Below are 8,978 nucleotides of genomic sequence, written 5' to 3' on the forward strand. Positions count from 1 at the left end.
CGCCCCCACCGACCACCTGTCCCGCCACCACCCGTCCCGCCCACGAAGAAGTGGAAGCACCTCCATGCGCAGAACGACCAGCCGCCTGATGCGCGGCCTKGCCGTCCTCTCCGTCCTCGCCCTGGGCGCGACCGCCTGCGGCGGCTCCGACGACGACAGCTCCGGCTCGAAGCCGGTCTCCGCCGACGACCTCCAGGCGGCCCTCGACAAGGGCGGCTCGGTCACGGTCTGGGCCTGGGAGCCCACGTTGAAGACGGTCGCCGCCGACTTCCAGAAGAAGTACCCCAAGGTCAAGATCAACCTGGTCGGCGAGCGCTCGGGCGACAAGCACTACACCGCCCTGTCGAACGCCATCTCCGCCGAGAAGGGCGTCCCGGACGTCGCGCAGGTCGAGTACTTCGCGCTCGGCCAGTACTCCCTCACCAAGGGCCTGACCGACCTGTCCCCCTTCGGCGCGGACAAGCTCAAGGACAAGTACACCCCTGGCCCGTGGAACGCGGTGAGCGAGGGCGACAAGGTCTGGGGCCTGCCGATGGACTCCGGCCCCATGGCGCTCTACTACAACAAGAAGATCTTCGACAAGTACAAGATCGAGGTCCCGACCACCTGGGACGAGTACGTCGAGGCGGCCCGCAAGCTGCACAAGGCCGACCCGAAGGTCTACATCGCCAACGACGCCGGCGACGCGGGCTTCACCACCAGCATGCTGTGGCAGGCCGGTTCGCGCCCCTACAAGGTCGACGGCACCACGGTGAAGGTCGACTTCTCCGACGCCGGCGCGAAGAAGTACACCGACACCTGGCAGAAGCTGATCGACGAGAAGCTCCTCGCGCCGATCAACGGCTGGACCGACGACTGGTACAAGGGCCTGGGCGACGGCACCATCGCCACCCTCGCCAGCGGTGCCTGGATGCCCGCCAACTTCGTGACCGGCGTGCCGAACGCCGCCGGTGACTGGCGCGCCGCCCCCATGCCGGCCTGGACGAAGGGCGACAAGGCGAGCGCGGAGAACGGCGGCAGCTCGCTGGCCCTGCCCGCGCTGGGCAAGAACAAGGAACTCGCCTACGCCTTCGTCGAGTACGCCAACTCCGGCGCCGGTGTGCAGAGCCGGGTGAAGGAGGGCGCCTTCCCGGCGACCACCGCCGACCTCAAGACCGACGCGTTCCTCAATACCGAGTTCGAGTACTTCGGCGGCCAGAAGGCCAACGAGATCTTCGCGGACTCCGCCGCCAACGTCGCGGACGACTGGTCGTACCTGCCCTTCCAGCAGTACGCCAACTCGATCTTCAACGACACCGTCGGCAAGGCCTACGTCGGCAACACCAAGCTGATCGACYGCCTGAAGTCCTGGCAGGACGCCTCCGTCAAGTACGGCAAGGAGCAGGGCTTCACCGTCGAGTAGCCGACGCGAAGCCCCCGACGCCGCCCCCTGCGCAACCCCGGAAGGACCACGATGATCTCCACCCTCCTGTCCCGGCTCGACGGGCCGGACGGTGACCGCACGCCACGCCTCGCGTACGGCGCCGACTACAACCCCGAGCAGTGGCCTCGGGAGGTGTGGGAGGAGGACGTCCGGCTGATGCGGGAGGCCGGCGTCAACCTGGTCTCCGTGGGGATCTTCTCCTGGGCCCGCATCCAGCCGGCCCAGGACAAGTGGGACTTCGCCTGGCTCGACGAGGTGATGGACCTCCTGCACGCGGGCGGCATCGGGGTCGACCTGGCCACCGCCACCGCGTCCCCGCCGCCCTGGCTCACCACGGCCCACCCGGAGATCCTTCCGGTGACCGCCTCCGGTGAGACGGTGTGGCCGGGGGCGCGGCAGCACTGGCGGCCCACCTCGCCCGTCTTCCGGGAGCACGCGCTGCGCCTGGTGCGGACGATGGCCGAGCGGTACGCGGACCATCCCGCGCTGGTGGCCTGGCACGTCTCCAACGAGCTGGGCTGCCACAACGTCTACGACTACTCGGACGACGCGGCCCGTGCCTTCCGCACCTGGCTGCGTGCCCGCTACACCACGCTCGACGCCCTCAACCACGCCTGGGGCACGGCCTTCTGGTCGCAGCGCTACAGCGACTGGGAGCAGCTCCTGCCGCCCCGGCTGGCCGCCTCGCACCCCAACCCCACCCAGCAGCTGGACTTCAAGCGCTTCTCCTCCGACGCGCTGAAGGAGTACCTGGTCGCGGAGCGGGAGGTGCTGCGGGAGATCACCCCGGACGTGCCGGTCACCACCAACTTCATGGTGATGGGCAACACCAAGGGCATGAACTACCCGGACTGGGCGGGCGAGATCGACTTCGTCTCCAACGACCACTACGTCCACCCCGGCCCGCAGGACCGCGACGAGCTGTCCTTCTCCGCCAACCTCACCAGCGGCATCGCCGGCGGCCGCCCGTGGTTCCTGATGGAGCACTCCACCAGCGCGGTCAACTGGCAGCCGGTCAACGTGGCCAAGCGCCCCGGCGACCTGGCGCGCGACTCGCTGCTGCACGTGGCGCACGGCGCCGACGCCGTGTGCTTCTTCCAGTGGCGCCAGTCCGCCGCGGGCGCCGAGAAGTACCACTCGGCGATGGTGCCGCACGCCGGCGCCGACAGCGAGGTCTTCCGCGCGGTCGCCGAGCTGGGCCGGACCCTGAAGGCGCTGGCACCGGTCGCGGGCTCCGAGCGGGAGCCGGCCCGGGTGGGCATCGTCTACGACTGGGAGTCGTGGTGGGCGAGCGAGCAGGACTCGCACCCCACCGCCCTGCTCGACTACCGCCGGGAGGCCCTGGACTGGTACTCGGCGCTGCAGGCCCTCGGCGTCCGCGCCGACGTCGTGACCACCGCCGCCGGGTTCGACCGGTACGACGTCCTGATCGCCCCCGTGCTGCACGTGGTCCCGGCCGCCCTCGCCAAGGAGCTGACCCGGTACGCGGAGACCGGCGGCCACCTGGTCACCACGTACTTCTCCGGGGTGGTCGACGAGAACGACCACGTCTGGCTCGGCGGGCACCCGGGCGCCCTGCGCGACCTGCTGGGCATCCGCATCGAGGAGTTCGGCCCGCTGCTCGAAGGGGACTCCGTGGAGCTGGACGGCGCCGCCACCGGCACCCTGTGGACCGACCGCATCGACGTCACCGATCCCGCGGTGGAGGTGCTGGCCCGCTACCGCACCGGCGCGTACGCGGGACGGCCCGCCGTCACCCGCCGGGCCACGGGCCAGGGGTCGGCCGCGTACGTGTCCACCCGGCTCGGCCCCGGCGGACTGGCCGGGCTGCTGCCGGCGCTGCTCGGACCGGCCGGCGTGGAGAGCGAACTGCCCGAGGAGGCGCGGGGACCGGTCGAGCTGACCGTGCGCCGCGGCCCCGGCGGCCGCTTCCTGTTCCTGGTCAACCGGAGCGACGACAGCGTGGCCCTGGCCGGGTTCGCCGGAGAGGTCCTGGTAGGCGACACCGACACCGACGGCGGTCTCGTCCTCGGACCCCGGGGCGTCGCCGTACTGCACCGGCCCACCGGCTGATCCTCCAGCCCTCCCCCGCACCACCGACACCCACCGCGCAGCGACCACACCTCAGTTGGGAGCACACGATGGCACGCCCTTCCCGCGGCAGACATCTCCTCGGAGCCGCCGCACTCACCGCCCTGGCCACCGGGGCCGCCCTGGTCCAGGCCCCCTCGTCCACCGCGCAGGTCCGGACGGCGGACACCGCGTCGGTCACCGTCCGGCCCGACCCCTCGTACCAGCAGGAGGAGTTCGAGGGCTGGGGCACCAGCCTGGTCTGGTTCGCCAACGCGACCGGTGACTACCCGAAGGAGATACGCGAGAAGCTCGCCAAGCTCCTCTTCGGGGACGACGGCCTGGCGCTGAACATCGCCCGCTACAACATCGGCGGCGGCAACGCACCGGACGTCGAGGACTACCTGCGCGCGGGCGGAGCGGTGGAGGGCTGGTGGAAGGCCCCGGCCGGCACCACCCGCGAGGACACCGACTGGTGGGACGCCGACGACCCGGCCGACTGGAACGAGGACGCCGACGCCACGCAGCGCTGGTGGGTGGGGCGCATCAAGGACGACATCGACCACTGGGAGACCTTCAGCAACTCCCCGCCGTGGTTCATGACGGAGAGCGGATACGTCTCCGGCGGGTTCAACGCCACCGACGACCAGCTCAAGGCCGAGTCGGTCGACGACTTCGCCGCGTATCTGGCGGGCGCGACCAGGCGGCTGGAGAAGGCGGAGGGCATCGAGGTCGACACGATCGACCCGTTCAACGAGCCCAACACCAATTACMGGAGCACCCGCCTCGGCGCCGACGGCGAGCCCGTCGGCGGCCGGCAGGAGGGCGCCCACATCGGCCCCGAGCTCCAGCAGAAGGTGCTCAGGGCCCTGGCCCCGGCGCTGCGGAAGGCGAAGACGAAGGCCGGCATCTCGGCGATGGACGAGACCAACCCGTCGATCTTCGCGCAGAACTGGAACACCTACCCGCAGGAGGTGCGGGACCTCGTCGGGCAGCTGAACGTCCACACCTACGGCACCGGTCAGCGCACCACCGTGCGCGACCTCGCCAAGGCGGCGGACAAGCCGCTGTGGATGAGCGAGGTGGAGGGCGACTGGGGCGACGGGCAGAGCTTCACGGACATGCGGCCGGGCCTGGGCCTCGCCCAGCACATCGTCGACGACCTGCGCGAACTGGAGCCCCGGGCCTGGGTGTTCTGGCAGCCGGTCGAGGACCACGACAACATGAAGCCCGGCGGCGAGTCCGCGAAGGGCGGCAACTGGGGCAGCATCCAGCTCCCGTTCAGCTGCACCTCGAAGGACACCCTGGAGTCCTGCCCGATCCGCACCAACACGAAGTTCGACACGGCCCGCAACTTCACGCACTACATCAAGCCCGGCGACCGGCTGATCAAGACCGATGACGCGTCCAGCGCCGCGGCCGTCACCAGGAAGGGCGACGGGGCGACGGTCGTCCACGTCAACAGCACCACCGAGGCCCGTACGGTCACCGTCGACCTGTCGAAGTTCGGCAAGGTCGCCCGGGGCGCCACCGTCACCCCCGTGGTGACCAGCGCCGACGGCAAGCTGGACCGCCGCGGGGCCGTCCGGGTCAGTGGCAGCAGGGCCACCTTCACCGTGCCCGCGCAGTCCGTGACCTCGTTCCTGGTCAAGGGCGTCTCCGGGGTTGCGAAGGACGCCGCGGAACTGCGCAAGGGCCACACCTACGAGCTGACCGGTGTCCAGAGCGGCAAGGCGCTCACCGTCGCCGACGACGGCGAGGGACTCGTCATCAGGAGCGCGACGGACGCCGCCGGAACGGCGGCCGGTCAGCGGTGGAGGCTGCGCCAGGTCTCCGGCGACACCGGCAACCGGCAGCGGTACGTGTTCGACAACCCGGCGCAGGGCAAGCGGCTGGCCGTCCGCGACGGCGCCCCGGTGCTGGAGGCCGGCACCGGGCCGCGCGACCGGGCCGCCCAGTGGATCATGTCGTCGACCGGTGACGGCACCTGGACCCTCGTCAACGCGGCCACCGGACGCCTGCTGGAGGTGGGCGGCCAGGCCACCCACGAGGGTGCGTCCGTGACGCTGTGGACGCCCAATTCCGGCGCCAACCAGCGGTGGAAGGTCACCGAGGTGTCCGGCCGGGCCGGCTGATCGCGCGGGGCCCGGCGTCCTCGGCGCTCCGGTCCCCGCCGTGGAACGAGCGGGCGGGCCGCACGGTGACCACTGTCACCGTGCGGCCCGCTCTTCTGTCGGCTGCCGTGCCGACCACGTCGTGGCGGGGAGGCGTCCCGCGCGTCACCGCCTCCGGCCCCGGGCCGCCCATCCGCTGCCCACGCCCGCGGTGTGCAGGGCCAGTACGGTCAGCCCGATGAGCATCACGTTCGTCGAGGTGAAGGTGTCGTTGGTCGCGATGTCCGCGGCGTTGATCAGGAACGCGATGAAGAACAGGACTGCAGCTGCAATGCCGAGCACGGGATTTCCTCTCTCCGGTCACGGGACGGGATCGGCTCCCGCTCCAGACCTCCGTATGCCCCCGCCCGCCGGAAACAGGCCCGGGACGCGGACTCCCGGACGGGGACCCATGACTCGTGCCGATCGTGGTACTCGCCGACCACGGGAATCGCCGGAGACCACCGCATTCCGGATCGTCTACCATCCCCTCCGGGCCCGTACGACTAAGCCTCCCGCCGTCGGGAAGCAGCAGCGGTGGAAGCACAGGATCAGGACAGCCCGCGGGGAACGGGCTGGGGAAGGCGCAATGGCGACCGAGCCGCACTGGGACGGAAAACTGCCTTCTGAAGAGAAGTACACCCGAAGGACCACCTTCGCCGGCGAGCTGCCCAATGTGACGGGCGCGCGCATCGCCGCCGAGGAATTCCTGCTTGCGCTGACCCGCGCCTCGCCACCGGCGGCCCCGGAGCACTGGGACGACATCCTGCTGGTCGTCACGGAGCTGGCGGCCAATGCGGTGCAGTACGCGCCGGGCCCGTTCGAGCTGTGCCTGCGCCGTACGTTCGACGGGGTGCACGTGACGATGCACGACACCAGCACCACCCCGCCCGCGCCGCGCCCGTTCCATCCCGGCCGGGGCGGCGGAGGCGTCGGCTGGCACCTGATCCACACCCTGAGCGACCAGGTCAGCGTGGTGGTGACCGACGAGGGCAAGGACATCCATGTGTTCCTGCCGTGGTGAGGGGGGTTCCTGCCGTGGTGCGGCAGGGGAAGGCTCCCGTACGAAGAGGACCGCCCGTGGGACGGGCGGTCCTTTTCACTGCGCCTCCCCGGGGCGCCTCCCCGGGCCGCCGCCCTTCAGACGAGCGGCACCAGCACCTTGATGATCTTGCCGCCCTCCGGGCACCTCTCCACCGTGATGTCGCGCGCCAGCCGGATGATCACCGGCCAGCCGTAGCCGTTGCCGTGGTGCTGCGAGGGGAAGCCCCCCGCGCCGAAGGCCGCGGGCGGGACGACGTCACTGTTGTCGCGCACGGCCAGCCGTACTCCCCCGTCGGCGGGCGTCACCTCGAAAGCGACCAGTCCACCGCCGTGCCGTATGGCGTTCGCCGCCAGCTCCGAGACGACCAGCAACAGGTCGATGACGGCGGCCTCAGTGGCCGTGCGGTCCGGCCGGTTCCACTGCTCCAGCACCACCTCGCGCGCGTACGCACGGGCCGCCGCCGCGGTCGTGACCGGTTCCGCGGCAGGTGACGTCGCGACCGGTACCGCCGCAGGTGACGTCCCCCCGGGCAGGCCTGTGGACGCGATGGTGGTCGTGTCGGTTCGGTCCATATGCGTCGTGTCCCTGCACTCTGCTTCTTCGATACCGGGCTCCGGCCCGGGCCGCCCGGGCCGGAGCCCGGACGAGATCGCCGCTTCCGGCCGCCGCACCCCGTCGGGATCCGCCTTCCCGCTGGATCCGCATCCATTGCGGTCACATCAGGTCGTGCTCGTCTCCCGGGGCGGCAGACCAAGGTAGTAGGCGCCGACCCCGGTGAGGTACTCGGGGTCCAGCGTCTCGCGGTCGGTCCTGAACCGCGGCGCGGCCTTGACCTCCTCCTCGGTGCAGGCCACCTTGATCTCCTGGGCCTCCGGGTCGATGGACTCCACGGCTCCCACCGGGATCAGCACGCTCCTGCCGAACAGCCAGCCCCCCGTGTCGACGATCAGGTGCCGCATCCCGGACTCGTCCACCTGCCGGTCCACGTGTCCGATCGTCCCGTCGCTCGCAGCGACCGTGAACCCCGTGAGCAGCAGTCCCTCCGCGTACCCGCTCCCCGGTGCGTACGACCAAATCCTGTCGGTGGTCACGTCGCTCCCATCCCTTCCCCGTGTTCATGTCCCCGTGGTCACGTCCGAGCAGGATACGGCGGCCGGTCCGCGCCGCCCGCCGCCCTCCTCGGGCAGCAGATACCCCCCTGCCGGACCTGCATTCTCGACGGTTCCGTCACAGCGGTGCCGTCCCCCTCGTGCCCCCGGGGCCACCCGGGTGTTTCCGCGGAACGGATGCGTATCGCCGGGCAAGCAGGGAACTCGTCGTGCTGGAGGTCGATAGCAATGGTTCCGCTCATTCTTGTCCTGCTGCTCGCCCTGCTCCTTTTCGGTGCGGGTTTCGCGCTCAAGATCCTGTGGTGGGTCGCAGTGGTCGTGCTCATCGTCTGGCTGATCGGCTTCGTCGTACGCCCGAACGCCTCCGGTGGCCGTCGCGGACGCTGGTACCGCTGGTAGAGGGGCCTGTGGGCCCCGCATTCCGGCGTGACACCCACGACCGCGGACACCGCAACACCGCAACACCGAGAATTCCCAGGGAGGAATGGAAATGACGTCGTCTGCACAGGAGCCCAAGTACACCGTTCCCGGACTCAGCACCCAGGACGGCGGGAAGGCAATCGAACTGCTCCGCCTGCGGCTGCACGCACTCAATGACCTCTCGCTCACGCTGAAGCACATTCACTGGAATGTGGTCGGCCCGCATTTCATCGCCATCCACGAGATGCTCGACCCGCAGGTCGACCGGGTCCGTGAGATGGCCGACGACACCGCCGAGCGCATCTCCGCCCTGGGCGGGGTCCCCGCCGGCACGCCGGGCGCCCTCGTGACCGAGCGGACCTGGGACGACTACGACGTCGGGCGCGCGGACGCGATCGCGCACCTCGGCGCCCTCGACCTGGTCTACACGGGCATCATCGAGAGCCACCGGGCGGCCCGCGAGGAGATCGGCAAGTTCGACGCGGTGACGGAGGACCTGCTCATCGAGCACCTGCGCTCCCTGGAGCAGTTCCAGTGGTTCGTGCGCGCGCACCTGGAGAGCGCCGGCGGCACCCTCTCCAACGCCGACGCGCAGACCGAGACCGAGGCCGCCCGCTCGGCCGAGGGCAAGTAGCGGGTCCGCCGCAGCAGGCGCAGGGGCCCGGATCCACGACGGATCCGGGCCCCTGCGCCGTCTCCGGGTCCCCGCCGTGTCCGGCCCCGGGCGGCCCGGGCCGCCCGGGGCCGGACACGGCGGG

The 8,978-nt window shown here is 70.9% G+C and carries 9 protein-coding genes; 6 read left to right on the forward strand and 3 right to left on the reverse strand.

The features are described 5' to 3' along the window. Window positions 1-64 precede the first annotated feature (64 nt). The 3 genes from FGF04_RS31115 to FGF04_RS31125 all read left to right on the forward strand — a co-directional run bounded on the left by FGF04_RS31115 (window position 65) and on the right by FGF04_RS31125 (window position 5,628). A complete protein-coding gene (locus FGF04_RS31115; protein WP_149514714.1) occupies window positions 65-1,402 on the forward strand; it encodes an ABC transporter substrate-binding protein in 1,338 nt (445 codons plus the stop codon). Between the two features lie 51 nt (window positions 1,403-1,453). After that, window positions 1,454-3,496 carry a beta-galactosidase gene (locus FGF04_RS31120; RefSeq protein ID WP_149514715.1) on the forward strand — a complete coding sequence of 681 codons (2,043 nt, stop codon included), beginning with the start codon at window positions 1,454-1,456 and terminating at the stop codon, window positions 3,494-3,496. A gap of 68 nt (window positions 3,497-3,564) precedes the next feature. Further along, entirely contained in the window at window positions 3,565-5,628 is a 2,064-nt protein-coding gene (locus tag FGF04_RS31125; RefSeq protein WP_149514716.1) for an RICIN domain-containing protein, read from the forward strand. A gap of 144 nt (window positions 5,629-5,772) precedes the next feature. On the opposite strand, the gene FGF04_RS31130 is transcribed toward FGF04_RS31125, so the two are convergent. Then, entirely contained in the window at window positions 5,773-5,949 is a 177-nt protein-coding gene (locus FGF04_RS31130) for a hypothetical protein (protein ID WP_149514717.1), read from the reverse strand. A 286-nt stretch (window positions 5,950-6,235) separates the two neighbouring features. On the opposite strand from FGF04_RS31130, the gene FGF04_RS31135 reads away from it, so the two are divergent. Continuing rightward, on the forward strand, window positions 6,236-6,670 hold the full coding sequence (locus FGF04_RS31135) for an ATP-binding protein (protein WP_149514718.1): 435 nt from the start codon (window positions 6,236-6,238) through the stop codon (window positions 6,668-6,670). Window positions 6,671-6,786: 116 nt separating this feature from the next. Here FGF04_RS31135 and FGF04_RS31140 read toward each other — a convergent pair whose 3' ends face one another. Together FGF04_RS31140 and FGF04_RS31145 are read right to left on the reverse strand one after the other, a co-directional pair. Then, the gene (locus FGF04_RS31140; RefSeq protein ID WP_149514719.1) at window positions 6,787-7,263 is read right to left on the reverse strand and encodes an ATP-binding protein; all 477 of its coding nucleotides are present in this window, start codon (window positions 7,261-7,263) and stop codon (window positions 6,787-6,789) included. Between the two features lie 147 nt (window positions 7,264-7,410). Then, window positions 7,411-7,782: a PRC-barrel domain-containing protein gene (locus tag FGF04_RS31145; protein WP_149514720.1), complete on the reverse strand. Its 372-nt coding sequence runs from the start codon at window positions 7,780-7,782 to the stop codon at window positions 7,411-7,413. Window positions 7,783-8,028: 246 nt separating this feature from the next. Between FGF04_RS31145 and FGF04_RS31150 the strand changes: the two genes are divergently transcribed. Both FGF04_RS31150 and FGF04_RS31155 read left to right on the forward strand, forming a co-directional pair. Further along, on the forward strand, window positions 8,029-8,199 hold the full coding sequence (locus FGF04_RS31150; RefSeq protein WP_149514721.1) for a hydrophobic protein: 171 nt from the start codon (window positions 8,029-8,031) through the stop codon (window positions 8,197-8,199). A 91-nt stretch (window positions 8,200-8,290) separates the two neighbouring features. Next, window positions 8,291-8,854 (forward strand): Dps family protein, encoded by a 564-nt coding sequence (locus FGF04_RS31155; RefSeq protein ID WP_149514722.1) that lies wholly within the window; start codon window positions 8,291-8,293, stop codon window positions 8,852-8,854. Window positions 8,855-8,978 lie beyond the last annotated feature (124 nt).

The sequence above is a fragment of the Streptomyces apricus genome (assembly GCF_008369065.1).
Classification (GTDB): domain Bacteria; phylum Actinomycetota; class Actinomycetes; order Streptomycetales; family Streptomycetaceae; genus Streptomyces; species Streptomyces apricus.